16 protein-coding genes are annotated in these 25,030 nt (G+C 47.5%); 6 read left to right on the forward strand and 10 right to left on the reverse strand.

Annotated elements, in window-relative coordinates; all coding sequences use genetic code 11:
• Positions 1–6: 6 nt before the first annotated feature.
• The 4 genes from KD145_RS10960 (at position 7) to KD145_RS10975 (ending at position 5,242) form a co-directional block, all read left to right on the forward strand.
• Entirely contained in the window at positions 7–1,386 is a 1,380-nt protein-coding gene (locus KD145_RS10960) for a DUF3526 domain-containing protein (RefSeq protein ID WP_212005919.1), read from the forward strand.
• A complete protein-coding gene (locus KD145_RS10965; RefSeq protein WP_212005920.1) occupies positions 1,370–2,824 on the forward strand; it encodes a DUF3526 domain-containing protein in 1,455 nt (484 codons plus the stop codon). Before KD145_RS10960 ends, KD145_RS10965 begins: the two co-directional genes overlap by 17 nt.
• Positions 2,825–2,845: 21 nt before the next feature.
• The gene (locus KD145_RS10970) at positions 2,846–4,978 is read left to right on the forward strand and encodes a TonB-dependent siderophore receptor (RefSeq protein ID WP_212005921.1); all 2,133 of its coding nucleotides are present in this window, start codon (positions 2,846–2,848) and stop codon (positions 4,976–4,978) included.
• A 78-nt stretch (positions 4,979–5,056) separates the two neighbouring features.
• Positions 5,057–5,242, forward strand: coding sequence for a pinensin family lanthipeptide (locus tag KD145_RS10975; RefSeq protein WP_212005922.1), 186 nt, complete (start codon positions 5,057–5,059; stop codon positions 5,240–5,242).
• A 146-nt stretch (positions 5,243–5,388) separates the two neighbouring features.
• On the opposite strand, the gene KD145_RS10980 is transcribed toward KD145_RS10975, so the two are convergent.
• The 6 genes from KD145_RS10980 to KD145_RS11005 form a co-directional block, all read right to left on the reverse strand.
• The gene (locus KD145_RS10980) at positions 5,389–5,601 is read right to left on the reverse strand and encodes a class I lanthipeptide (RefSeq protein WP_212005923.1); all 213 of its coding nucleotides are present in this window, start codon (positions 5,599–5,601) and stop codon (positions 5,389–5,391) included.
• Between the two features lie 186 nt (positions 5,602–5,787).
• Positions 5,788–7,635: a lanthionine synthetase LanC family protein gene (locus KD145_RS10985; RefSeq protein ID WP_212005924.1), complete on the reverse strand. Its 1,848-nt coding sequence runs from the start codon at positions 7,633–7,635 to the stop codon at positions 5,788–5,790.
• Complete coding sequence (locus tag KD145_RS10990; RefSeq protein ID WP_212005925.1) at positions 7,619–8,476, reverse strand: thiopeptide-type bacteriocin biosynthesis protein; 858 nt, start codon at positions 8,474–8,476, stop codon at positions 7,619–7,621. Before KD145_RS10990 ends, KD145_RS10985 begins: the two co-directional genes overlap by 17 nt.
• A gap of 3 nt (positions 8,477–8,479) precedes the next feature.
• Complete coding sequence (locus KD145_RS10995; RefSeq protein ID WP_212005926.1) at positions 8,480–11,071, reverse strand: lantibiotic dehydratase; 2,592 nt, start codon at positions 11,069–11,071, stop codon at positions 8,480–8,482.
• A 10-nt stretch (positions 11,072–11,081) separates the two neighbouring features.
• Complete coding sequence (locus KD145_RS11000; RefSeq protein ID WP_212005927.1) at positions 11,082–13,292, reverse strand: peptidase domain-containing ABC transporter; 2,211 nt, start codon at positions 13,290–13,292, stop codon at positions 11,082–11,084.
• A 124-nt stretch (positions 13,293–13,416) separates the two neighbouring features.
• The gene (locus KD145_RS11005; protein ID WP_212005928.1) at positions 13,417–14,679 is read right to left on the reverse strand and encodes a PQQ-binding-like beta-propeller repeat protein; all 1,263 of its coding nucleotides are present in this window, start codon (positions 14,677–14,679) and stop codon (positions 13,417–13,419) included.
• Positions 14,680–14,903: 224 nt separating this feature from the next.
• Here KD145_RS11005 and KD145_RS11010 point away from each other — a divergent pair, with 224 nt between their 5' ends.
• Together KD145_RS11010 and KD145_RS11015 are read left to right on the forward strand one after the other, a co-directional pair.
• Positions 14,904–16,976 (forward strand): TonB-dependent receptor, encoded by a 2,073-nt coding sequence (locus KD145_RS11010; RefSeq protein ID WP_212005929.1) that lies wholly within the window; start codon positions 14,904–14,906, stop codon positions 16,974–16,976.
• A gap of 53 nt (positions 16,977–17,029) precedes the next feature.
• The gene (locus tag KD145_RS11015; RefSeq protein ID WP_212005930.1) at positions 17,030–17,407 is read left to right on the forward strand and encodes a 5-carboxymethyl-2-hydroxymuconate Delta-isomerase; all 378 of its coding nucleotides are present in this window, start codon (positions 17,030–17,032) and stop codon (positions 17,405–17,407) included.
• Between the two features lie 89 nt (positions 17,408–17,496).
• On the opposite strand, the gene KD145_RS11020 is transcribed toward KD145_RS11015, so the two are convergent.
• The 4 genes from KD145_RS11020 to KD145_RS11035 all read right to left on the reverse strand — a co-directional run bounded on the left by KD145_RS11020 (position 17,497) and on the right by KD145_RS11035 (position 25,030).
• Positions 17,497–18,900 (reverse strand): SusD/RagB family nutrient-binding outer membrane lipoprotein, encoded by a 1,404-nt coding sequence (locus tag KD145_RS11020; protein WP_212005931.1) that lies wholly within the window; start codon positions 18,898–18,900, stop codon positions 17,497–17,499.
• A 21-nt stretch (positions 18,901–18,921) separates the two neighbouring features.
• Complete coding sequence (locus tag KD145_RS11025) at positions 18,922–21,972, reverse strand: SusC/RagA family TonB-linked outer membrane protein (protein ID WP_212005932.1); 3,051 nt, start codon at positions 21,970–21,972, stop codon at positions 18,922–18,924.
• Positions 21,973–22,443: 471 nt separating this feature from the next.
• Positions 22,444–23,349 carry a hypothetical protein gene (locus KD145_RS11030; protein WP_212005933.1) on the reverse strand — a complete coding sequence of 302 codons (906 nt, stop codon included), beginning with the start codon at positions 23,347–23,349 and terminating at the stop codon, positions 22,444–22,446.
• Between the two features lie 622 nt (positions 23,350–23,971).
• A complete protein-coding gene (locus KD145_RS11035) occupies positions 23,972–25,030 on the reverse strand; it encodes an NAD(P)-dependent alcohol dehydrogenase (protein ID WP_212005934.1) in 1,059 nt (352 codons plus the stop codon).

Below are 25,030 nucleotides of genomic sequence, written 5' to 3' on the forward strand. Positions count from 1 at the left end.
CATCATATGTTTTCAACTATAGCCATAAAAGAATGGCGTATGGTGCTGCGTAACCATGCGATGCTTGCTGCACTGCTGTCAGCGCTGCTTTTATCGGGTATTGCCTCGATAGGAAGCCGCATAACCTTACAGGAAGAACAGCATGAACGGGAAGCCGCTAACCGCGGGTTTCGCCGGCAATGGGAACAGTTGCGGACAAACGATCCACACGGTGCAGCCCATTTTGGCACGTATATCTTCAAGCCGCTTACAGCATTGAGCGGGTTCGACAGAGGACTGGACCCCATTACCGGCAGTACCCTGCGGATAGAAGCACATATACAACACCATACCGCCACTCCGCCGCTAAGCCCGGCAGATGTATACCTCCGTTTCGGAGAACTAACACCGGCCACCGTGCTGCAGTTGTTCTTTCCCCTATTGATCTTTTTCCTCTGCTTCAACAGTTATGCACAGGAAAGATCATCCGGCACCCTCCGGCTCATGATGATACAGGGAGCCGGCAAAGGCACAATATTGTGGGGTAAAACCATCGTATATCAAAGCATTGTGGCTGGTACTTTGTTACTATCCTTATTGTTATATCTGCCTGTGATTTATCAGGCAGCCTCCCCATTGCGTATCCTCCTGTTGTTGATAGGTTATCTCTGCTACAGCAGCATCTTTGTGATTATCGGCATATGGGTATCTGCTGTTGCCCGAAATGCCCGACAGGCCTTACTATGGTTATGCAGCATATGGTTAATATGGAATGTAATAGCGCCCCGCCTTACAACCGCTGCCGGAGCAGCTCTTCATCCACTTCCCTCCCAACATGCCCTGCAACAAAAAATTGATCAGGCTATCAAAACAGGCATCGATGGTAATGATCCCCGGGAAGCCAGAACCGCGCGGCTGTTGCACGAAACCCTGAGACAATACCAGGTGACTGATGTAAGCCAGTTACCCGTCAACTTCAACGCCATCCGGCTACAGGCCGATGAAGACTATGCACAACAAGTGTACAACAAATATGCAAAGGCCACCGACAGCATCATCCGGTTGCAGAACAGTGTTAACCAGTATGCCGTGCTGGCCGATCCATATCTGGCAATACGCAGCCTCTCTATGGCCCTGTGTGGCACCGATTATGATCATCAGTTTCATTTTGATACGGAAGCAAGACAATACCGCAATGCCTTCATTCGCCGCCTGAATCAGGCGATGATATATGATCGCGAACCACCCGCCGATCTCTATTACAGCATGCCGGTATTCCACTTTGAACCGCCGGCCATCAGCAGTATCATCAACAAACAATGGCTTTCACTAGTGTCATTGCTACTATGGATAGGTATCAGTATATCACTCTTAAACAGCGTCGCCCGCCATGCACCGACTGAATAAATATTTGTTTATTGCGGGCACTATCCTGCAACAGGAATGGCGCTATATGTGGCGCACAGCGCTGCTACCCGCCATAGTAGCCATATTACTGCTCACGTCGGGCATAGCACTCTACTACGGACAGCGTGTGACCGGACAACACCGGAACACCATCGACAGCCTCCAACAACACTATGAAGGCCAACGGATTTTTTTGCAAAAAAATCTGAAGAGTGATACCACTACCGCTCAGGGTAAGGCGGCATACATCAGTGCAGCATGGCCGGCTGTGGCAGATCATCGCCTGCATTGTCATGCATATAACCCGCCGTCACCTTTTTCCATATTATCAGTAGGCATGAGCGATCTATCTGCCTATTATTATCCTGTCAGCGTAAAGAGCAGCTATACACCGGCAGAAGAAAAGGTCAGCAATCCGCTGCAGCTGATTTCGGGCAATTTCGACACGGCCTTTTTGCTCATCTACCTGCTGCCACTACTGGCTATCTGCATCAGCTATCATCTGCTGGCGCAGGAAAAAGAGCAGGGTACCTTAGCACTGTTGGAAGTACAGAAGGGCGATATCGCCGGAATAGTACTGGTGCGGCTGCTGTCACGTTACCTCCTGTTACTGATAAGTATTGTATTCATCAGTACAACAGGCATCCTGCTGTATACACCACTGCATCATTTCTCCTGGCTGGAATGGACAGCATGGAACAGTGTTGCCGCAGCATGGCTGGCATTATGGATGGCACTCATCTGGTTTGTGATTGCATGGAACACTAATGCTGCCACCAACCTGGTGGTTCTTTTAAGCGTATGGCTTTTATTGCTGATTATATTACCTGCAGGATGCAGGTTGATGATTAGCCGCTCTCATACAGATGATACTGCTGGTAATGCTTCATTACAGCGCAGCATCGAATGGACGACCTGGGACCTGCCCAAAAAACAGCTACTGGATAGCTTCTACCAGACATATCCACAATACCGCAACCCACAGGCATATGATACCAGTGACAACAGTTCCAGACATGCCATGGCATACTACGAACTGGTAGACCGGCGTATGCAACGGATCATCACCACTCAGGAATTCAGCAGCAGCAACGAATTAAAAGCCGTCGCCTCCTCGTTGCGGTATAACCCCGCCGTATACACGCAGCTATTACTGAATAGTATTGCCCGCACTGATGTATCTGACTATGGCTACTTCCGGCGGCAAGTACAGCAGTTCCGCTACCAATGGAAACAGTTCTTTTATCAGCTGCATTTTAATGACCAGCTGCTCACAGACGCCGGCTACAAAGCGCTACCGGCATATCATCCCTCCTATGACCCGGAAAGTCCGGCCCGCTGGTATAACGGCATCCTATACCTGCTGATGCTGACTGTCGTCTGGATGATGGCAGGATGGCTGGTATTCAGGAAGAGACTGGCGCAGCGGGACTTTTAACAATCACCATAAAATTAAACAATGAATAAAACATTACCTGTATTGATGTGCCTCTGTAACCTGACACTGTATGGCTATAGCCAGCAGAAGACCGACAGCCTGCGCAGACAGCGCCTGCAGGAAATCATCGTGCTGGAAAAGAAAAAAAACATAAAAGCCGACAGCATGGCATCCACCCTGCGGCTGGAAGGGCGGCTGCTGGAAACACCACAAAACATCAGCAGTGTTACCAGTGAGCTGATACGCGAACAGGGAGGACTGGAGATAAAAGATATTGTCCGTAATGCAAGCGGCATTAAGATGGGCTATAACAGCTCCGTCTTTGATGCATCCACCACCGTGATGGTACGGGGCTTTGGCGCCATCACCTATGTGAACGGTATGCCACAACGTAGTAGCATGGGTGCACTCATAGATGATGCCGCTATCATAGATCGGGTAGATTTCATCAAAGGGCCTGCCGGTTTCCTGCTGTCGTCGGGAGAGCCTGGCGGCAGTATTAACATCACCACCAAAACGCCGGGCCCACAACGCATCAGGCAACTGGAGCTGGCCGGGGGGAGTTTTGGTTTGTTGCGCGCCGCAGCAGATGTTGGCAGCGCTGTAAAATCGAAAGGCTTCTCTTATCGTATCAATGCGGCTTATCAGCAACAGGAGAGTTTTCAGGATTTTATCCGCACAAAAAAATATATAGCCGCTCCCGTTATACAATACAATTTCAAACCGGGTACCTGGTTGCTGGCAGAATACAACCTGATACGCATGAACGCCGATGGAGGCAGCAGTGTTACACAGGTCGGCACGGAGGAGGACATACTGAAATACCGTATCGGCAACAACTTCGCCGGTGATCCGGGCCTGCCGCAGTCTTCTGCCACCTCACAAAGCGCGCGGCTGTTGTTCTCCCATCGATTCAATCATCAATGGAAATTAAGCGTGCAATCCAAATATACGGTTACGCCCAGTTCAACATGGGCCTTGTTGTCCGATAACTATTCACCGGTCAACTTTGACCCTTCCAATATCACCCGTCGTATGTCGCAATACAGCCATATCAACGGACAGGTGGCCGCTGTACAGGCTTATGTGAATGGCACTTTCAACACCGGCCGGCAAATAAGCCACCAGCTGGTAGCCGGCACTGACTACAACTACAGCAAGGATAATTTTTCTGTAGCTTATGGCCTGCATTCTTTTCAGTTTAACAGAAACAATCCGCAATACGGTCTGAATACTGACAGTGTAAGTGCATTGGGTAAACCTACGCTTATCAACAGGGAAAACAACTGGTTGTCTGCCTTTGTATATAACACCACCCGCATACAGGGCAAGTGGTATTTTAACTATGGCGGACGGTTTACCTGGAACATCCCCGTTACCACCAGCGCTAAAAGCCCTCAGCGTAATGAAACCGCCTTCTCTCCCCGTCTGGGCATCACCCGCCTGCTGGGCGAAAACACCAGCGTATATGCTGTATACGACCAGTCATTTATCCCGCAGGCAGGTGCTGATTTTGAAGGCAACAACTTCAAACCATTGCGCGGCAACAGTCTGGAGGCAGGCGCCAAACGCGAGTGGTTCCAACGCAAACTCATCACTACCCTGGCTGTTTATCACATCATCAAAAACAACCTGCTGGTATCTGATCTGCAGCATCCGCGCTTCAACAGACAGATAGGACAAGCCACCAGCACGGGTGTGGAAGCAGATATCATCGGGCGTGTGTCTAACCGTATCACGGTATCTGCCAACTATGCCTATACCTACGCTATCACCAGCAAAGACAGCCGCAAGGAAAATGAAGGCACCAGATTGGCGTTCACACCGGAGCAGATGATCAACACGTGGATACAGTATTCCCTCCCCGTGAATGAGCATACCCGTCTGAGCTTCAGCGCAGGACAAAGTACTGTCACCAGAACAGCTACCTATACACCGGATGTTTACCTGAAAGGCTATACGAAACTGGATGCCGGCATCGCCTGGGACGCCGGTAAATGGTACCTGCGTGTCATCGCCGATAACCTTACCAACAAAAGATATTTCTCCAGTGGTGATATACTAATCGGTTCTATCCATCCGGGAGTAAAAAGCTATTACTACATAGAAGGAGCACCGGTTTCATTCAAAGCCTTTGCAGGCATAAGACTGTAGCCGGACTAAGATATTGCGCAATAGGGATTATGCCGAAACCCTTTAACAGTAGGCACTCACTTTAAAAAATGCTATTTTATGAAAGAACAACAAGTTAGCAACATCAAACTGAGCATCGACGATCTGAAAATTGACAGCTTCGTTACCAGCATCGACAGTGAAATGAACATGCGCCTGGCTGGCGGTCTTGCAGGTCAGAGTCACCCTACTCACACCCTGCAAACTGATGATGAAGGCCACCTGTGCACTACCATCATCTGCTAAACAGTGATGCGATGAAAAGGGGACGTCTCAAATAACTGAGACGTCCTTTTATGTTTTAAGTACATCAAGGTTTATTCAACACCAATCGCCTACAGATAAAGGGGCCTGTAGGCAAGCACAGAAATGTTTGGGCTTAAATGTTGGATTTATTCTTTATGCCCGTCTAATGGGCGACACACAGAACGACACGATAAGAAACAGGTAGGACCATTGACGTCCCAGGAAACACAATCACGGGTGCAGAAGCAGGTTTCATCCCAGGGCATGGTTCCTCCACCTACTATCTGTTGCTGGGATAAATCGCTGATCACTTCTTTGTTCAGGGTGAGTTTACGGAGATTCAATTTTTTCTTTTTCATAACGGAATTGATTTTGGTGAGATATAAAGTTCGTTCTTAGGTCTGCATAGGCTGCGCAACCGCAGCGTACTAACAGTGTGAAAGGATGTTTATTTTTATCACTGCATTTATATCTCAACGCGGCGGCTGTACAGTAATGCACCCGAATAAAATCAGGAAAAATTCACTTTTGAGATGGCCTCTTTTTTAATGATAACGTTTGATAAAACCCTGCTGTATCATCACTGAAGTTTGTGCAATAACAGTGGCTACTGCCTGCTCTCCTGCTGTTTGTCCGAAGAGGAGTGTTATTATATCCTGTAATATACGGCCGTGTTGCAGGTTACTGAAGATAACCGCCGTTAGTTTTCCCACCGGGAATACAGAGATGCCATATTCATGGCTTTGCAACAGATAATAATAATCACCGGCATCCATCATATCTTCCTGAAGATGCCATGGCCATTGCGTATGGCACAACTGTACCTGTTCCACTGGCACAAAAACCGTATGCAGCCATATATCCTGCGGGCTGTCCTGTAGACGGCCGGCATCGGCCATTAACAGTTCTTTTCTTCTCATATGGCACAACAGTCCCTGATGTGCTTTCCACATGGCTGTCAGTTGATATTCAAAAGCAAAACAATCCCGGGTTGCTGATGACATAGCAGCCGCTTCCTGTTGCAGCAATATCTCCCAGGTGTGGATGTCTGCTGCATCCGGCAGGTTCTTTCCATGTTGTGATAATTGTTTCACCGTGTTGGGGTAATACCGCGAAAACAGCCGCTGCTTTATTTCACCGGGAGCATACAGCGGAGATATCGCCTGCTGGCTCGTTCCGCGGATAACAGGATGTAAAATGGTGTCCTCACGGAAAGGCATCAACGCAGACAGCAGCATATACCCCACTCCTGCGAGCCCGGAGAAAAGCCCGGGATCGAGCGGTTTCGTGGGTACATAACTGTTATAGGTTCCATGCAGCAGATAATAATGTACCGCCTGCAGCGCTATCTGCTGCGCCGTTAGGCGTAAGTCCGGCTGCTCCAATACTACCGCCGCCTGCAGCAGAAAAAAAACGATACCGCCGTAGCCGCTGCAGAGTGTAAAATCTCCCCGTTTCAATAGCTGCGCATCTTCCAGGGCGCGTTGCAGCGCATCCAGTACCTGCTGCAGCCAGTCTGGCCGTTGGAACAGCTGCCAGGCATAGAGCCGGGCCATCCCTACTCCTGCCGCGCCATGCGCCCAGGTGTTGGTATCGCTGGCATACTCCCGGAAACGTGACAGCTGCCAACTGAGGATATCTTCCTGCCGGAGATGAGTACTGGTAAGACGAAGATCGAGCCAGTTGCGGGTTTCCGGATCATAGTACTGCATCTCATAATCCAGCGCCTGCGTGGCCAGGTAATACAACCCTTCATCCTGGAAGTAAGTGGCGGCCTGCAATAGCCCATAGGCAATACCGGACGCACCATGCGAAAAACCGGTCAGACAATCATAACTCATCTTGACATGCCCCCATTTCAGCCCCTGTGGCGCAATGCGGGCATGAAGCACCATGGTATCGGCAAGTGCTTTTATTATGGGCAACAGCTCTTCCTGCTGCGTATGTGCGTGCAGGTAAGTGAGTACAAAGATGTTTCCTGCATGACCACTGAGAAAATCATCCTGCACGACTCCTTGTAATATACCTTCCCTGAAATGCGCCACCAGTAACAGCGCCCGATCGAGGTAATGCTGCCGGCCGGTTGTTTCATACATTTTTATGCACAGATACAACAATCCGGTAGCACCGGTATAAAGTGTATAGTATTGTTGTTGCAGGATGCCGGGATGATACAACAGTGTATCCGCAGCCGATATACAGGTTTGAAGATATGCCGGGTCCTGATAATGTTCATAGAGCTTCAGGTAAAAGAGGAGCACGCCAGCGCTGCCGTTAAACAGGTCTGTACGTTGTGTCACTGCTTCCGGTTGGATGGCGGGCAACAATACCGCTGCAATTCGCTGCAGTTCTGTTTCTATGATCTGAATATCTTTTTCAGTGAGTGATGCCATAGATATGTTCAAGACATTTGCCTGTGAAATACATGATATAGGCTTCATCCAGATTGGATACACCGAGACGGTTGTGACCCATGTGAAGGAAGCTGCCGGTGATATCGCCGAGTTGTCTGTTGCTGAAGCCTAACAGGCGATATTGCTGGAAAACTATCCGGTTGCCGTCTGCGAATGTTTGCAACGCATCGGTGGTGCGGCCCTCTGCTATCTCCTGCCAGAGACTGACAGCCGCGTTGGTGAGTGCAGGTGCATAAGCATCAAAGCGTAGTTGCAGTAATTGTTTGTAATGCTGTTCCTGCTGCGACAGGTCTTTGTTACGATCGTATAAACGAGGCAGCCATGCCTGCACAAAACGGTGACAGACATCCAGTGTTTCGAAAGGCGTGGCCTGCAAAGCCTGCAGGGTGGCGATGTTTAACTTAACAGCCTGTACCAGCGAGGTAGATGTTTGCTGCAATACATAGGCAGCAGATATTCCAAACTGCTGTTCGGCCAGATGTATGCTCCGTTCATCGCCATAGCGGCTGATTTCCGGAATATAGGTGATATACTGCAACGAATCATTCGGCAGCAGCGGTGGCTGATAATCCTTATCCTGGCGCTGGGACGGATATTGCAGGAAATACCTGCCAGCTGCTGCTTCCAGATATTCTTTCACCTGTTTTTCATCTGTTTCATCTACGTATAGGCGCAACCGTATATGCGGTCCACCTTCCCAATAGCGGATGAAGAAAAAAGGCACACCTATCTGCGCTACTGCGGGAGCTACCAGCAGGTACAGGAGATGATTCAGATCACCGGCATAAAATAAATGTACAGATAACCACGAGCGCTTCATTTGTCAATATTTATACCAGTGAAGCATATGTTCTGTTACAGTAGCCTGTTTTCCGGCATCCGGCAGTACTTCTTCCAGGTAACAATGAGCGCCGGCCCTTGTGAGCATCTTTCTAAAAACCCCTACCAGCAATGGTTGTATAAAACTGATGTATTGTGGTTTATAATCATCGCGATGTAAATTACCCGCTTTATCCGGTGATGCCGGTATGTAAGGTGATTTCAGAAAAACAAATACCTGTTCCGGCAGATGATGGTTGATTCTCCACTGCTGTAGCCTCAGGAAATAAGCGGCATCCGGTTCTCCTTTGACCGGGATTGGAATATCAGCTGTATCTACCAGCCAGCCTTGTCTTCTTAGGACAAGACGTTCTTCAAAAACTATACGCGGCTTCAGTTTAACCGGTGCGTCCGCCTTGTGTTGATCAGCCTGCCTGCGATCTACTGCCGCAATGAGGCCACGCAGGGGCAGCCTCGGCTCCGGGTTGAAATGGGCCAGCAGCCGGTAAAAATGAGAGCGGTTATAAAACGACTCCAGGCATAGATCATAGGCATATACTTCTTTTCCGCTGCCCCTATCGTATAGGCATAACCGATGTTGTTCCGCATCATACCGCAACATCACTGTTTTCAGTGAGATGTGCTGCTCTGGTGAATAATTATTACTTCCGCCGGGGATGGCAATCTCATGGTCCAGCAATGGCGGATGAATATTGGCGTTAAAAACAGAACCATCATTCAGCTCCATCATCTTATGCGCGGGATACAGTGCCTTGTTCCATTCCCTGAAAGCAGCGGTCACTCCCGGATCGAAGAGATGCAGGAAACGGCCTGCTACCTTGCCCATGCCTGGCAATAATGCATTCACTACACCATGCAGCTGTGACGAAGTATCTTCACCGGTATAAAACAACTGCACAAACATTCCTCTGGAGACTGCACCGGAGGCTGGCATCAGCCCCTGGCCGGTAATATTCACCTGTACCCCATCTACTTCTAGTTGCAATGTTTCAGGCATTTCCATGACAGGTGATTCCGCCTGTTTAGCCTGTTGTTTCTTCACCTGAAGATAATAGGCATGGTAGAAACCGGTGATGCTGATTGTTTGTGCAGGACCGTAATGCTGCAGGAAAAAATCACACATATTTTTTCTTTCTTCCTGCAACATGTCAAAAGGTTCCAGTAACCGGCATAAGCGTTCGGCTTTGTCTATCAGGATCTGTACATCTTTCGCTGGCAACGGGTTATTTTCTTTTATGCTGGCATCTTCATAAAAAATATCCTGGGGCATAAAATACCGTGGTATAAAATGATTCACTTCAAAAGAAGGGGTAGCAACAGGCGGCGGCAAAGATTCCCCGGGAACGGATGGTTTCAATCCGGCTTCTGTCTGTAACTGGCTGGTAGTGGTGTTCAGCATATGTGCTGCCTCCTGCAGCAACTGAAAACGATTTGCAGAACAAGCTGTCACATATTCCTTCCGTTTAGCCTTCAACGTTATCAGCAGGTTATACAGTGATGTGATAGATGGATGCTGATGCGCAGCTGCAGACAGGGAAACAGCCAGTGCACTGTCCCATTCCGGATCTACCCCTGAGCAACCGATACTCAGCTCCAGAAGTCCGCTGGCAGCCAGTTTCAACAGAAAAGATTTAATACTTTCCCGGTCGGCATCAGGTATCTGTGGCGCTAGTATAGCAGTGAGCGCAGCAATCGTGTGTGGGACTGTTTGTTCCTGCAGATAATGATACAGCCACAGGGCCAGATTGCGTGCGGGTAGTCGTTGAAACGCTTCTACATTAAAATAGTTCACCAGAAAATGTACATGCGTTTCATCTATCGTGGCGGTGGCATTAAGTCTTACTTCCAGCAGCTCGTTTAATACAGGATGATGTATTATCAAAGCGCGCAGATAGGCGAACAGACTGTTGTTCAACCGGACGTTGCTAATGATGCCGGAAGGGGATTGTGTCGCCTGCCTACTGTCCATATCCAGTGTAGCCGTTCCCGTATAGGTAAAAGTGCTGAAGGGAGAAGTTTTAGCTGCCATCCGGGTGATATAACGGAGCAGGCTATACTCATTTTTCTGTTCGCGTATTTTGAAAGCAGCCGGATCCGTGCCGACAAAGCTGTCCAGCTGCGCATACAGTACAGGACTGGAAAGCAGGATACCTTTGCGTAACAACTCCTGCTGCGCCCACCGCTGTAACTGTTGCCTGTGCTGACGCTGCTGTTCTTCAAACTGCAGCTGCCATTCCTGTTGCAGCGCATGTTTTTTCTCCAGCAGTTGCCGGTATTGGCATAACTGTTCGTCTAATGCAGGGTTATCAACATGGATATCCGTTGCCGGCATGCGGCCATTGTAAACAGTGCGTTTGAGTTGCAACAGGCCTTGCCTGGCCCTGTTATCTGTCGCCGACTGTATGGCGATATATAACTGATCACAGAGTGCATTCTGTTGTTGCCGGATGTTGGTTTCCAGCTGTTCAGCAGCAGCCATATATGCAGACAATCCCTGTATTTCCATGGCTTTCAGCTCATGGAATGGCATAGCAGCATAACGCACCAGTGCATAAGGAAATATTTTCAGTGTCATAGGATGATATCTATTTTCCCAGCTCAAGCTGGTTTTTAACAAGTTGATAATAGGCGCCACCGCTGGATGCCAGTGTTTGATGTGTGCCGCTTTCCACAATGACACCCTTGTCCATCACCAGTATCTGATCGGCATGTTTTACGGTACTGAGACGATGTGCCACCACCACCACCGTTTTACCAGTAAAAAATTCCTGCAGGTTGTTGATGATTGCACGTTCGTTGTGCGCATCCAGTGAATTAGTGGCTTCATCGAGCAATACCACAGCGGGATTTCGGTAGATGAGCCGGGCAATGAGCAGACGTTGTGTCTGGCCTTCACTGAGGCCGTAACCATCTTTCCCGATCAGTGTTTCGTATCCGAAAGGCAGGGCCGTAAAAAAATCGTGTATGCATGCCATGCGGCAGGCTTCGTATAGCCGTTCATAGTCTCTGGTACCGGTACCGCTAAAAATGTTATTAGCAATTGTATCGCGAAACACATATCCATCCTGCATAACCACACCACAGTGCTGTCGCCATGATTTTGCGGAATACTGCTGCAGCGGCGTTTTTCCCAGCCATACCATTCCTTCCAGTGGCTGATAAAATTTTAGTAATAATTTCAGGAGGGTGGTTTTTCCGCTGCCGCTCATACCTACGATGGCAGTCACTTTGCCGGCTGGTATAACAAGATCCAGGTTTTGCAGTATCAGTGGGGAAAACTTATGTCCGTAGCGGAATGATACATGCTGTAATCGTATATCCTGCCCCATTACAGCTGCCAGCGGAAGTTCCGGCTGCTGCGGACCATCTTCATCTGCTTCATGATGTACTTCAGCCATGCGGCGCAGACTGAAGCGGGTGTTCTGCAAGGCACGGATAAAGTCTGTCAGCTGTGCCACCGGCGCACTCAGTTGCCCGCAGGTGTAAGTAATGGCCAGCATGGCCCCCAGTGTGAGTTGCCCGTTGACCACGAGTATCGCCGAAAAGCAGGTCACCAGTACATTACGGGATTCATTGATGAAGAGTGCCACTCCCTGCACCAGCTGATCCAGCCGAAGGCTCTCCAGCTTTACTTCTATGGAACGTTCCTGTATGTTTTCCCACTGTGTTGTTTTTCCGGTTTCGCTGCCGGTGAGCCTGATCTCCTGCATGCCGCTGAACATCTCCAGCAACATGTCCTGGTTGGCAGCCAGTACGCGGAATCTTTTCTGGTCGAGGCGGCTGCGGCGCTCGCGGAAAGCCCAGGTCCACAACATGCCGATAGCCGCTCCTGCCATAAACAGAATGAAGATAAGCCCGTTGTAATACAACAGCACCCCTCCCAACACCAGTATTGTTACCACCGACAACACAAAGCTGATAAGCGATACCGTGAGAAAGTCCTCTACCCGCTGGTTGTCTGTCACACGTTGCATATTATCTCCTGCCTGTCTGTTATCAAAAAAAGAGATGGGCAATCGCAGAAGCTTATGCAGGAAGTCTTTGAGCATGCCCATACTGATGCGGGCCCCGACCTGCAGCAACAGTCGTGCACGAATAAAATCAGCGACCATCCTTCCCAGGAAAAGGGCCAGCAGCCCGGCACCAATCAATAACAACAGCGGCACCTGTCGGCCCTGAATGCCTTTGTCCATGATCGCCTGGGTGAGCAAGGGCGTGAGTAACGAAAACAGACTGGCCAGCAATAAAGTCAGCATCACCGGCAGCATGCTTTTACGATGTGCTTTCAGATAAGGCCACAGTAGCTTTACAGAGGCCGTTGGTTCCTGTATTTTCGCTGCTTCATGGAAAGCGGGCCCCGGCTCCAGGAACAGCGCACGGCCATAGCTGGCCTCTTCACTGACCTGCCAGGCGGCCATAAATTCGGGGACGGAGTATCTGCTGCGCCGCCCCAGTGCCGGGTCGGCAACATACACCTGTGTTGCAGTAATATGATACAGCACGACAAAATGCTGTTTATCCCAATGCAGGATGCAGGGCAGTGGCGCCTTTCGGGCCAACACAGCAAAAGGCAGTTCGGCGGGCAGCGTTTTAAAGCCCAGCTGTTCAGCTGCCACGATCATATCCGCAAAAGTGACTCCCTGTCTGGATATATGGCAGGCATTACGCAGGTACTGCAACGGATATACCTTCCCGTAATATGCCGCTATCATCTTCAGACAGGTGGGCCCGCAGTCCATCGCATCAGACTGCCTGTAAAAAGGGAACGGTTTTTTATCGAATATTTTTTGAAACATTGTTGCAATTTAAAAATAAAACAAATATGCAACAATGTTTCAAAAAATATCAATTACTTATTTTTCTTAAAACAAAAAGGGCTGCTTTTAAAAGCAGCCCCCGGATATGTTGATTCAGGAAAACCTATCTAAAGGTGATCGCGTAAAGCTTACCATCTGCAGCAGCAGCGTATATCGTATCTCCATCGATCAGCGGCGCTGTCACAAAAGGAGCCAGTTGATACAGTTTATCCATGACCGTTAAAGTGGTCGTATATAGATTGGGGTTAGCCCCGGCAGCAAGCCGACGGAACCGGATCCTGCCCAGGCTGTCCAGGTTAGTGGCAGCATACTGATTTCTGCCGGGCGTATCAAAATGATCCACCTGCTGCCAGTTGTTGGTATTTATCAGAAACAGTCTGCCGGTGAAATCGCCATAGCTGAGCGTATTACCTGATACTACCGGTGCTCCGAATATATAGCCGCCGCCTTTATGGCGGTTGAGTTCCTTGCCGGTAGCGGCATCAACGTCTACCATAAGGAAACTATCAGAGGTACCTACGTAAACATGATTGCCGGCTATTGCCGCCGCTCCTACAATCCAGGCATCTCCGGCACTGTATTCCCATTTTTTATGGCCGGTAAATAAGTCCAGCGCATACAGCCGGGCATCCCTGGTTCCGATGTACACGGTGCTGTCGCCCACCACCGGTTTAGCCTGTATGCCTTCCAGCACATGCTCCTTTGGATGATCTTTACTTTTGAACTTCCATAACAGTTTGCCGGAGCGTGTATCCAGCGCATAAATATAGGTATCCCAGCTTCCGGCCAGCAGGATGTTGTTACTGCAGGTAACGCCCGCATGTACCGGTCCGTTTGTTTTGTATTTCCAGCGGACTTTCCCATTGGCTTTGTTCAGCGCATAGACACAGCTGTCGCTGCTGCCGAAATACACAGAAGAAGGGTCTGTTGCCGGAGCGGACAAATACAGATCATACTGATCTTCCATGTACTGAGTAGCTGGTTCCATACCCCAATATCCGATGGCACCGATCCTGCGCTCTCCACCGGTTTTAAATTTCCATATGGGTTTACCACTGTTGGCATTGACCGCATAATAATAACCATCATAACTACCTACAAAAACGGTTGCATCGGAAACTGCCGGTTCAGTGGCAATTCCGGCTGCTGCCTTGAATTTCCAGTTCTGTGCCCCTGTTTTTTTGTTGATGGAATACAGATGACCGTCCATACTCGCTGTCAGAATCGACTGTTTGTACAAAACAGGTGTAGCGAAGATCTTGTCTTGTGCAGCAAAAAGGACCCGTGATGTTCCAAACTTTGGTGTTTGGGCATAAGCAGTGGTGACCAGCATGGTCAGTAGCACAGGGATTATATTAAATTTCATAAGCGATGGATTGAAGTATAAACTTGGATGAAAATAGTAATCTTTTTTGTCCCGGGAAACAGACTGTCCATAAAAGCAGCTATGCAATCGATACTATCTGCTTAAATCCGGGAAATTTTTTGCACGATAATTTTTCCGCTTTCGAGTAGCCCGGGACCTTTATACAGCATAATTTTGCGCCCAATTCATAATAAAAATTTACCTGTAAAATATAACAGACCAGCATGTCATCATTACTTGCACGCCATTCAACCAAAATTGCGCTTATCTGCCTGCTGGCCACCGGCAAGGCTTACAGCCAGGACAGCACCAAATACAAGAGACAGACAGATACCACCAGCCAGCTGGGAGAAATAATTGTCACTGCCAGCAGGGTAGCCGAAAGCATCAATGACGTACCTTCCTCTGTGACTGTTATTTCCAGGAAAGAAGTGGAGAAACAGGCACAAATCAACAATAACCTGCCTTATATCCTGATGCAGAAAGTGCCGGGTATCTCAGCCAGTGAAGAAAGTCAGAATAATTTTGCGGGTAAACTGCGTGGCCGGAATTTTCTGGTGCTGATCGATGGCGTCCCGCAATCCACCCCACTCCGGAACGGAGGCCGCGATCTCAGAACGATAGACGTGAGCGCGATAGACCATGTGGAAGTGATCAACGGTGCGTCTTCCATGTATGGCAACGGTGCTGCCGGCGGTATCATCAACTACATCACCAAAAAACCGGTAAAAGGCGTTCCATTCAGCTCTTCCACCTATTTCAACAATAGCCTGAACCTCGCTAAAACAGATGGCACCTATGGTTATAATATTTCACAGTTATTCAGTGGGGAAGTAAAGAAGTTCGATTATGTGATCCAGGGTAAGATGGCCCATAGCGACGTGGTAAGATCTGCCGACGGAGAAGTAGTAAGCCCCTTTTACGGCCTTGGCGAAACCCGGACCTACAATGCCCTGGTCAAACTTGGATACAACATCAACGACCAGCACAGAGTAGAAGTAATGGGCAACTACTATAACAGCATTCAGGATAGTAAGTATATCGGTACCCCAGGTAAATTCGGGGTTTCTCCCGCCATTGGTATTCCCGGGGATACCAATATCCTGGGTGGTACACCCTACAACAAAACCCTTAACATCAGATACACCGGCACTTTCGGGAAAACAGAAGCCAGCCTGATTGCCTACTACGACGATATTAATTCCGTATTTGAAGCCTATAACCAGGTATTTTCGGACCACTGGGGCACCAGGCTGAATTTGAATACGCCTTTCTCCTTATCCCGGAACATCAGCCTGCAGCTGATTTATGGTTTTGATTTCCTGAAAGACCATACGGTCCAAAAAGATATGGCCAGCAAACTGATCACCCCGGATATGAATATGAACAGCATTGCGCCTTATGTTCAGTCGAAATGGGTACTTCATCATCACTGGATACTGAAAGCCGGTGCCAGGTATGAGAACCTGCACTTCAAAACCGGCGATCTCACCAAAGGAAACATACTCACACAGGGAGCCAGCAATACCTACAATACCGTTGTATTTAACGCCGGCGCACGATTCAATAAATTATCCTATCTGCAACCCTTTGCCAGCTTTTCACAGGGTTTTTCCATCGGTGATGTAGGGCTGATTCTCCGTAATGGTGTCTCCCTCAATGCTATCAATGTTTCTCCTGTTAAAGTGAATAACTTCGAAGCAGGCATCAGCGGTGCCTGGCACAGATTAAACTATGAATTAACAGGATACTACAGCAGCACCCAAAAGGGCACCACCTATGCTGAAACCACGGTTCCGGGCAACTACGAGCTGATACAGATACCTCAACGGATATACGGAGCAGAAGCCGTGCTGGGTTATAAAGCCACCGACTGGCTTAAACTCGGCGGCCTCCTGGGTTATATGGATGGCAGAGAAGATACCCAAAACAACGGCCACTACGATGCCAAACCTGACAACTCCATCATCTCTCCACTGAAAATAGGTGCCAACGCCAGCTTCAGCATCACCCGCCGCTGGGACCTGATGCTCCAGATGGTGAATGTCGGCTCCAGAGATGTGTTTCCAAAAGAAAAATACAATTACGGAAAGTATCCTGTAACAGGATATACCTTGTTCGATCTGTTTACTTCTTACAGGTTGAAATATGTTACAGTCAACTTCTCCGTCAACAATCTCTTTAACGCCAACTACTACCCTGTCCACTCCGCCATACGCGGTGCTACTTCCGAGGGCAGGTATTATGTGAAAGGCAGCGGAGCGGTAGCCAATCTTGGTATAGTGGTCAATCTGTAATATTATTAACCCGAAATGTGGTAAGTTTATGTCTTCACCCAATAACCCGACACATGCCTCACTTTGTAATAGAATGTTCTCAGAATATACTGGAACAGCAGCCAGCTGATGTTATTATGGATACCGTTTATGATGCAGCAGAAACAACAGGATTGTTTGCGGAGAATGATATCAAGGTGCGATTGAAGAGTTATGAGCATTACCGGTTAGGGAAAGGTAAACATAGTTTTCTGCATATTTTTGGCAGTATTATGGAAGGGCGGACCACAGAACAAAAGGCACATCTTTCCAATGTGATTATACAAAAACTAACATCGTTATTTCCGGATATTTCCTTTCTGTCAATCAACATCAGTGAATTTGAGTTGGCCACTTATTCCAACAGATCGCTGATTAATCCCCTCAATACCGGAAGGGACCGGCATTTTTAAACTGCGGTAACATATCCTGAAGTTGTTTATTTTAACAATAAAAAAAGGCCGTCCTATAAAGGACAGCCTTTTTCTCTTCTCCATTTCGTCTAGTTAGAAGTATCCCACCAGACACGATCATTAACGGTTGCTTTTTGATCCGGCTGAGGGTTAGTCAGCAATTCGGTTGCAGGATAGGGCCATCTTCTCGGAATACCATTTACACCTGTACCTACATAAGGTATCAGCTGGGGGAATCCGGTACGGCGCCAGTCGTTGTACACTTCCGGTGACAGGAAATCTGCAATATATTTTTCTGAAATAATCTGTTGCACTGCATTTGCATCTGTCAGGGCAGGTCTTGAAGCGATATATGCCTGTTGAGCATCAGCCGCAACACCCAGCAAAGACATATGCGCTGCGATGGCGGTCTGGTACACTGGCTGGGCGGCAGCTGCACCCTGTTTAATAAGCGTGGCCTCTGCCTTGATGAATAATGCTTCGCTATAAGTGGCCAGGTACAGTTTGGCTGCTGCACCGCCATAAAAACTATTCACCCCAGAGTATGCGCTGGCGTTACCAGCGGGCTTGTCCCCCACTTTTCTACCTACATATACGCCATCAGCATTTTTCTTAGCAATGATCGGTAACCTGGGATCGTTACGGGATTTCAGGGAATCTACAAAAGACTGACCCAGTACCACACCACCGGAAGCAGCGCTAAAGTTATAAAACCAGGGATTGGAACCGTTTCCTGTTCCGGGATAAGGAACAAAAGCATTATCGTCGTTATTTCCAAAACCATTCTGCAGCGCCGTTAATGCACTATCTGCCTGCAAGGCAGCCGTACGGCCCGGCGCTTTGGACAGCCGCAGATAATACCTTGCCTTGAGGGTATAAATCAGCTTTTTCCACTGTGTCATATCTCCCTTGTAGATAAAATCATCTCCGCCGGGAACCGCTACACCGGCTGGCTGGTTGATATAATACAAGGCACTGTCCAACATCTGCTGAATAGTCCGATAGACATTCTCCTGACTATCATATTTGGGTTTCATCACCTCCGGTATCCGGAAACCCTCGGAATAAGGTATGTTATTCCACAAGTCTGAAGCGATGGCCAGGTTGTAAGCAAACAATGTTTTACCAATAGCTGCGTAGCGGTTATGTTTTGCATTGACAGCCTGGGATGTCATTATATTCAGATTAGCAAAAACACTGGTATAAAGCTCGTAATTCCAGGTATTGTTAACATCTGTACCATTAATCAGATAGGACTCAAGGTTGGGCGCCTGTTGATTCAGTGAAAGCTGTTGCATCCAGTAAGCGGTAATATTGGTACTAGTTCCGCCTACTACCAGACTGGAAGTCGCTGCTTCTATACCTGGCAGCAGCTGCACTTCTTTTACCGATAAAGGATTATTAGGGTCGTCATTGATATCGAGGAATTTTTTGCAGCCAGTATTGATAAACACCAGGCCACCAATGAGGACGAACATTTTTATAATTCTCATGTAATTAGCTTTAAACAGTCATTAAAAGGCAACTTTCAATCCTACTATAATACTTTTGTTGGATGGCACCATAAAGTTGGAAAAACTATCTCCATTGCCTGTTCCTCCCAGACTTACCTCCGGATCAGAGCCGGTATAATTTTTATGCAGTATAAAGTTGGTGCCGGTTACAGAAAGTACCAGTGATTTAAATCCTGTTCTTTTTAATAAGTAAGTACTCAGATCATAAGCCAGGGATACCTGTCTCAGTTTCAGGAAAGAGCCGTCTTCCACGCTGCTTCCATCCACTTTGGAGTAGAATTTATAATAGTCTTCGCCCAGTGTGATAGGAACGTCATTGGGTTTGTTGTCGGAAGCCTTTACACCCGGCAGCACAACAGTAGTACCTCTGTCCTCCGTTTTCTTGGCAGTGCCATAATAATAGAGGTAGGAATTGTCGAGGTTGATCACCTCACCACCATTTTTATGATCGATAGTGAAGGAGAAACTGAACCCTTTGTAGTTAAGCGTACTGGTAATACCACCCCTCCATTTTGGTACAACACTGCCGATCGGACCCAGCTCTGTACTAATGATAGGATAGCCCTTATTATCGATCAACATCTGACCCTGATCATTACGTTGATAGTGGCGACCATAGATCACACCATAAGGCTGATTAGCATAGGCAAAAATTCCGGGAGTAGTAAATCCGGCTAACTGGAAGAAGTCTATACCACTTGCCAGGTTCAGCACTTTGTTGGTAATCTTTGTATAGTTGAGGCTAAGATTCCAGGTAAGATCTTTTGTTTTAACCGGTGTAATACCCAGGGTAACTTCAACACCTTTGTTCTGCATAGCACCGGCATTCAGAGAAGCGCTACTGAAGCCTGTTCCTGCGGAGATGGGTGTTCCGGGTGTAAGCAGATCGGTACTTTTTCTATCAAAATAAGAAACCTCCAGAGAAGCTCTGTTCCGGAAGAATTTTGCTTCCAGCCCCACTTCAAACTCTTTCAGTTTTTCATTTACAAGCGGGAAAGCATATGTGCTGGTACGCCAGTAGGCATTTTGTCCGTTGAAGGGGAAAGTTACACCAGGACCTGCCTGAAAGTAAGGATTATTGAGTGAATAGGGTCCTATGTTATCATTACCTACAGCAGAATAGGAAACCCTCACTTTACCAAAATTTAAGATCGGGTTATCAGACATCTTCAATAACTCTGTAAAAATAAATCCTGCACTAGCCGATCCATAAGGGTAAAACTGATTGTCTTTTGATAATACAGAGCTACCATCGTAACGGCCGGTGAGTGCCAGGGTAAGCATCCGTTTATATTCCAGGTTGGCCTGTGCATAGAAGCCTACTTTCCTCGTTCTGTAATAACCGTAAGTGGAATTTACCTGAGCAAAGTTGCTAATATTGTACAGATTTTCAGCAGACATATCAACGCCCTGTACCAAGTTATTATCATTATAATTGCTCTGAATATTATTTCCGAGGAGCAGGTTACCAAACAGGTCTTTATTAAAATCCTTTCTCGCCTCAATCATCAGGTCATGGTTAAACTGATATCTTTTGATATCGCGTTTATACATTTGCCCCGTACTTGGTGTAGCACCACTATTCCCCCATCCGATAGCACCGGGTGCTTCGTGGTAATCGGCAACATTGCTATACATGTCAGCACCCACTCTTTCTGTAATGGTGAGCCAGGACAATGGTGTATAACTGAGTGTAACCACCGGGATAATGCGGTTGTTACGCTCGCGCAGACCAGTATTTTCCAGTATCCAGTATGGGTTATTACGGTTGCTGCGGTATAAGCGCTGGGAGCCATCTTCATTGGTAACAGGAAACGGGTTCCATGAAATAGGCGCTCCGTAAACGGTCCACAGCGGATTTACGAAGTTGTTGCCTTCCACATAACGATGGTTATCTGATTGTATATAGTTAAACTGTGTAGTCAACTGCAGGTTGTCCAGCATTTTTACACTGTACTTTGCAAACAAGGAGTGCCTGGAATAATCCGTATTGGGGATTGTGCCATCCGTTTTCAGGTAAGAATAGGACAACAGATAGTTGGAGCGGTCGTTATAACCGGTTACGTTAATATTGTTATCACTGGTATGTCCTGTTCTGAAGAATTCCTTTAAGGGGTTATGTTTGGTGATGGGTGCTCCATTTACACGCAGGGTGTCGATGGCTGGTCCCCAGGAAGTGGAGGCATCCTCTTTATATTCCCCTCCATAGCCCTGGGCGAATTTGTCCTGAAACTTTGGAAATGTGGGTGTTTGAAAAGAATAACTACTGCTGATTGTCAGGTTGGGTCGTGTCTTGTTACCTTTACCAGTACCATTTTTTGTGGTAATAACCACTGCGCCACTTGCAGCAGCAGAACCGTACAAGGCGGTAGCGGCTGCACCTTTTAACACTGTAATACTTTCAATAATGTTGGGGTCGATGTCGCTGCCCCTGTTGGTGGTACCACCGTTATACATGGCTGTCCCGCTGGGGTTGCCGGCTTCAGTGTTATTCACGGGCACACCGTCAACGACCAGCAATGCCTGGTTGTTGCCCACCAGTGAAGTGCTGCCACGTACTACTATTTTAGCGGAGCTTCCTGGTATACCACTGGAATTGGTAATCTGTACACCGGCCATTTTGCCGGCCAGCGCATTGATCATATTATCCTGCTTGGCTTCTACGACAGCAGCACCTTTAATTTCTGCGACGCTGTAGGTCAGCATACGCTTGTCCCGTTTGATACCCAGTGCTGTTACCGTTACTTCATTAATTTGTTTAGAATTGTCGGAAAGAGAGACGTTAACGGTTTGATCATGGCCTATTGTGATTTCTTCCGTTCCATAACCTAATGCAGTAACAAGGAGGATGTCACCTTCCTTTGCTGTTATTTTAAAAGAGCCATCACCACTGGCTGCTACGCCCGTTTTGGTGCCTTTTACACGGACAGAAGCGCCTGGGACCGGCGCACCATCCTTACTTGTAATTTTACCCGATACAAACGGAGTTTGTGCATGGGCAAAAGCTACCATCAATAGCAGCAGCACTGCTATCACAGTTTGTTTTTTCATAAGTGTAATATTGATAAAAATGATTATCCGGGTGTATTACCCGGCGGTATGTTGGCGATTGCTTGCAAGCATTTCCGACTTTCGAATATTAAATACAGAATTCCTCTACAGTTCTTTCATAAAAAACTGAAACAGTCTGGCATTGGTTGACACGTCTCATACCGCGCTCCCTGCAGGCATTACAGCAACCTGTACAACTTAGGGATACTACCTGATCATGCTTTAAAATTAGGCTACATAATGGCAGCAGCTTACATTATAATTAACCACTTCTTTGCTAAAATTAACCCGTGTAATGCTGCAGATGAATTTACACATTCTACAAAACACAGTACAGTAAAAGGTTACAGCGTTATTTACAGCTGTTAAGTATTCTAGTTTTTTTTTACAAAAAATGATCAAAAATATTAACACAAAAAAAATGGCTGCCGGTGAAGACAGCCATTTTTTTTGAAATGATAGCGGTGTCGGTTACTCAGGAATGCCATAATATCTGCATACCGCAGTATAATCATTGTAATCAGGATGTGGTGTAGCTCTGCTATCGGCCACACCACCAGGGATAAGGATATAACGGTACTGCAACAACGTACTTAAATTAATAGTATTGCTGTTGTCGTGTGTAAAACGGGTAATGAGTATTTTACCTAACTGCGGAATATAAGCAATGGTATTGGGTTTACCACCAGCATTACTGGTATAGGGCAGCGTAAAATTCCCTGCGCCAAAGGTAAAATAAACCAGCACCGTTCCTGAATTGAGAATGGCACTGGAAAGGCCTGGGGCTAATACATTAGCTGCCTTCACGCTGGAAGCGTCTATGGTAGTATCCCGGAAATAGGTAGCATATACCCAGGTGGAATAGATCACATTAGCTGTGCCGGCGGGGCCTTGCGGACCAACAGGACCTTGAGGGCCGGCAGGACCCTGCAATGACAAGGCCGCACCCCATGCACCGCCTGTTTTAGGACCATACAGGTTGTAGGAAGATTTATCCAGGTAATAATCTCCATTGTTACCCAATGCAGCAGCAGGAGCACCTGTTCCGCTGAGAATCTGACTGCCGGCTGCACCAGTAGCACCAGTAGCACCAGTAGCTCCGGTTGCACCAGTTGCCCCCATCAGGCTGATAGGTGTACCCCAACCTTCAGCTTTGGGGCCATAAAATTTTGAGCTGGAAAGATCCAGATAAAAATCACCATTTGCACCAATGTTGGCTGCCGGCGCACCATTGCCGCTGTAAATCTTACTCCCTGCAGGCCCCTGTATTCCCTGCACTCCTTGCGGACCAACAGGTCCCTGATCTCCTTTTTTACAGCCTGCCCATATCAGCAGCAGCGCTAAAAAAAACATGGTTACATGTGATAACTGTTTCATGCTAGATTTGTTTTTAGTATTGATTGAAGTTGATTTGTTAGTTTGTTTGCAGCAATGGCCTGCCTCCCCGTTTTTTAAAACAGGTATTCCTGAAAGGACCGGCCATACGATTCCCACCAACCACCCGCTTTTGCTACGATGTGGTTTAATTATGGGAATAAGCCAGGTGCTTACATGCTATTGTCTTCTAAAAAATTGTTTCATGGCGTTTTGTGACAGTTATTTTAATAGTATATCCGCCAGAGAAAACCGATAGGACTTCCGGCATTTGGGGCTGTATTGATTTCCTTTTGGGGTTTATGCATGGCTATCCACTGCAACCAGGCATACTCGAATATATCAATCTAAATCTGTTCCATGTATTGCTATTCTTGAATAAAGATTTTGGGGTGATATTGGTGATCGGCATGAACTATGGCTTTGGCACCACTAAATTACCATTCCAGGCAACACTAAAATAGTAAAAAATCGAAATCTCCCTGCGCGTTCAAACAGGAAATATCGGAGATCGAACGAATAATTGTTTAACTGGTGCCTTTTCGCTGATAACTGGCAGAAGCGATACATCTCTGTCTGGCCGGTCATCATCATAAAGAAAAAGGTGGCCAATGGCCACCTCCTGTTAGTTTTTCAGAGAAGACATATCGACCACAAACCGATAATGTACATCACTTTTTAACATCCGCTCATAGGCTTCATTAATATCCTGCATTTTAATCACTTCAATATCTGCAGTGATATTATGCTTGCCACAGAAATCAAGCATCTCCTGCGTTTCAGCGATGCCCCCTATCACAGAACCGGCTATCGCCTTTCTGCCCAGGATCATAGGCGCTGTATCGATCATCTCTTCCAGATTACCGAAGAAACCTACCAGCACCAGGGTACCACTCACTCTCAGCGTAGACATATAATGATTCACATCATGCACATAAGGAACAGTATCAATAATTAAATCAAACTTTCCTTTCACCCGTTCCATCTGTGTATCATCTGTAGAAATAACCACCTGGTCTGCTCCCAGTTCCAGCGCATCCTTTTCCTTATTCGGAGATCTGGAGAAGAGCGTAACATGTGCACCCAGGGCTTTGGCTAGTTTGATGGCCATATGTCCGAGACCACCCAAACCGACAACCGCCACATTACTGCCGGAGCCAGCCTTCCAATGTTTCAACGGAGACCAGGTAGTAATACCCGCACACAGCAAAGGAGCCGTGCCGGCCGGGTCCAAGTTCTCAGGTACTTTTAATACAAAGTGCTCATCTACAGTCACCTTTTCAGAATAACCTCCATAGGTTGATGTTCCCAGGTGTTTGTCGGGGCCGTTGTAAGTGAGGGTGAAACCGGGAATACAATACTGTTCCAGATCCTGTTTGCAGTTTTCACATTCCCTGCAGGAATCGACCAGACAGCCCACTGCCACCAGATCTCCCACTTTGACTTTGGAGACTGCATCACCGACTTTGGTTACCCTGCCTACAATTTCGTGGCCGGGAACAGCGGGATAAATAGTACCGCCCCAGTCATTACGGGCTACATGCAGGTCAGAGTGGCACACACCGCAAAATAAAATATCCATTTCCACATCTTTCGGCGTCACTTCCCTGCGTTCAATAACGATTTCTTTTAATGGAGCATCGGCGGCCTCCGTGCCAAAAGCTTTTACTTTAAATTTTTCCAT

The sequence above is a fragment of the Chitinophaga sp. HK235 genome (assembly GCF_018255755.1).
In the GTDB taxonomy this organism is placed as follows: Bacteria; Bacteroidota; Bacteroidia; order Chitinophagales; family Chitinophagaceae; genus Chitinophaga.

Bases quoted from the DNA above. Each gene is read 5' to 3' on its own strand.
- KD145_RS10960 (WP_212005919.1), top strand. From the start codon at position 7: ATGTTTTCAACTATAGCCATAAAAGAATGGCGTATGGTGCTGCGTAAC.
- KD145_RS10965 (WP_212005920.1), top strand. From the start codon at position 1,370: ATGCACCGACTGAATAAATATTTGTTTATTGCGGGCACTATCCTGCAA.
- KD145_RS10970 (WP_212005921.1), top strand. From the start codon at position 2,846: ATGAATAAAACATTACCTGTATTGATGTGCCTCTGTAACCTGACACTG.
- KD145_RS10975 (WP_212005922.1), top strand. From the start codon at position 5,057: ATGAAAGAACAACAAGTTAGCAACATCAAACTGAGCATCGACGATCTG.
- KD145_RS10980 (WP_212005923.1), bottom strand. From the start codon at position 5,601: ATGAAAAAGAAAAAATTGAATCTCCGTAAACTCACCCTGAACAAAGAA.
- KD145_RS10985 (WP_212005924.1), bottom strand. From the start codon at position 7,635: ATGGCATCACTCACTGAAAAAGATATTCAGATCATAGAAACAGAACTG.
- KD145_RS10990 (WP_212005925.1), bottom strand. From the start codon at position 8,476: ATGAAGCGCTCGTGGTTATCTGTACATTTATTTTATGCCGGTGATCTG.
- KD145_RS10995 (WP_212005926.1), bottom strand. From the start codon at position 11,071: ATGACACTGAAAATATTTCCTTATGCACTGGTGCGTTATGCTGCTATG.
- KD145_RS11000 (WP_212005927.1), bottom strand. From the start codon at position 13,292: ATGTTTCAAAAAATATTCGATAAAAAACCGTTCCCTTTTTACAGGCAG.
- KD145_RS11005 (WP_212005928.1), bottom strand. From the start codon at position 14,679: ATGAAATTTAATATAATCCCTGTGCTACTGACCATGCTGGTCACCACT.
- KD145_RS11010 (WP_212005929.1), top strand. From the start codon at position 14,904: ATGTCATCATTACTTGCACGCCATTCAACCAAAATTGCGCTTATCTGC.
- KD145_RS11015 (WP_212005930.1), top strand. From the start codon at position 17,030: ATGCCTCACTTTGTAATAGAATGTTCTCAGAATATACTGGAACAGCAG.
- KD145_RS11020 (WP_212005931.1), bottom strand. From the start codon at position 18,900: ATGAGAATTATAAAAATGTTCGTCCTCATTGGTGGCCTGGTGTTTATC.
- KD145_RS11025 (WP_212005932.1), bottom strand. From the start codon at position 21,972: ATGAAAAAACAAACTGTGATAGCAGTGCTGCTGCTATTGATGGTAGCT.
- KD145_RS11030 (WP_212005933.1), bottom strand. From the start codon at position 23,349: ATGAAACAGTTATCACATGTAACCATGTTTTTTTTAGCGCTGCTGCTG.
- KD145_RS11035 (WP_212005934.1), bottom strand. From the start codon at position 25,030: ATGGAAAAATTTAAAGTAAAAGCTTTTGGCACGGAGGCCGCCGATGCT.